The 1924-nt window shown below is 43.3% G+C and carries 2 protein-coding genes; both read left to right on the forward strand.

Annotated elements, in window-relative coordinates:
- Positions 1–137 precede the first annotated feature (137 nt).
- Positions 138–668 carry a hypothetical protein gene (locus tag AC1DUA_RS35540; RefSeq protein ID WP_477504218.1) on the forward strand — a complete coding sequence of 177 codons (531 nt, stop codon included), beginning with the start codon at positions 138–140 and terminating at the stop codon, positions 666–668.
- A partial coding sequence (locus tag AC1DUA_RS35545; protein ID WP_477504219.1) for an AAA family ATPase occupies positions 661–1924 on the forward strand: 1264 nt, incomplete at its 3' end. The genes AC1DUA_RS35540 and AC1DUA_RS35545, both read left to right, overlap by 8 nt.

A 1924-nucleotide genomic window follows, 5' to 3' on the forward strand; every position in this document is an offset into this window, starting at 1 on the left:
CGTATAGACTCAGCCTTCAATAGGCTGAGTTTTCTTGTTTCCACTCATTTCATAAGGTAACAGTATATATCACGTGATATACTACTCGTATGGAATTGGACGCAACATAATATATCGAGAAAGGGGGACGTTGACTGATGAAGCTACGTCTCTTACCTGTCGTATTGAGTGTAATTATTTCTGCCGGCGTACTATTCGGAGGCTGGTTCGCTTATACAAGTTTCGCTATGGAAAACCCATTATCAGATATCATTAGTAAAGTTCCCGGGGTGACAAGCTCAACCATGAAATTGGACAAAGATCGTGTTGATATAGAAGTAAATTTACAGTCTGATGCGAATTTAAGAACGGTTGTTGAAAAGATTAATAAAGATGGAGCATCGATTATTGGCAAAYGTACCGTGAATATTCAAGTAAAAGATAATCCGTCTGAGAAGCTTGATCAGTGGTGGTCCAGAGCTTTATTCGAAGTTGCTCAAGCGATGGAGACGAAGCATTATGCAGATATTCCTACGACCCTTCAGAAGTATGCGTCTGACATGCCTAGTATGAAGGTTGAAAGTGAAATGGATCAAACTTACGTATATATACGATTGACAGATGGTGATGCCACAAAATTCATTATGCTTCCTAGATCCACGCAGATTGGAGTGTGGCCGAATGAGTAAAATATATAAAGAGATTGGTATAGGCGCTATTCCGGTATTGCTAGTTTTCTTGATTTTCTTAGGGGTAAATATTATCCCTATATTATTTGTTGGTGTATTAGGCATTTCATTGTTTTATATGATTAGAGGCCGCGGCGGCGTAGGTATTTCTGCTGGTGGTGGCGGTGATCGTAAAAGCAAAACGCGGACACCGTCTTTTCTCACTTTTGACGAAATTGGCGGGCAGGATCGGGCGAAGAAAGAATTGACGGAAGCTCTTGATTTTCTGATTAAACATGAAGAAATTAAGAAGTTGGGCATTCGTCCTCTCAAAGGGATACTGCTTACAGGTCCTCCTGGGACAGGTAAAACGTTGATGGCAAAAGCAGCAGCTCATTATACAAATTCCGTCTACTTAGCGGCTTCAGGTAGTGAGTTTGTGGAAATGTATGTTGGTGTAGGTGCAAGCCGTGTTCGTGATCTATTCAAGGAAGCAAGAAGCCGTGCTGTGAAAGAAGGCAAGGATAACGCGATTATTTTTATCGATGAGATTGATGTTATTGGCGGTAAGCGTGATGGAGGTCAACAACGTGAGTACGATCAAACGCTTAACCAACTATTAACCGAAATGGACGGTATTCATACGAATGATGCTCCGCGTATTTTGATTATGGCAGCAACGAACCGGAAAGAAATGCTCGACAGCGCGCTGCTTCGTCCAGGGCGATTTGACCGTCATATCGAGGTGGATTTACCAGATAAGAAAGGCCGACTTTCAATTCTAAACATTCATGTGAAAAATAAGCCGTTAGCTATCGGAGCTTCATTAGATGCTATTGCTGAACAAACGTTCGGATTCTCTGGTGCGCAGCTGGAAGGTGTTCTGAATGAAGCAGCTATTTATGCGATGCGTGAGGACAAAAAGGAAATTGAACAGCACCATTTGGCATCCGCGATTGATAAAATTATGATGGGTGAGCGGACGGATAAAGAAACCGCGCAGGATGAGAAAGAACGCGTTGCTTACCACGAGCTGGGACATGCTATTGTTGCTGAACTGGTGCGTCCAGGTTCAGTTTCGCAAGTAACGGTTAGTCCACGTGGGAAAGCACTTGGTTATGTGCGTCATAATCCTCCGAAGGACCACTATTTGTATACGAAGGATTATATCGAGCAGCAAATCATGATCTCTTTAGGCGGCGCCGCGGCCGAAGAAATCTTTTATGGCGGACGTAGTACGGGCTCGCGGAATGACTTTGAGCAAGCTCTGTCTATGG

The sequence above is a fragment of the Paenibacillus sp. 01T422 genome, from assembly GCF_056398785.1.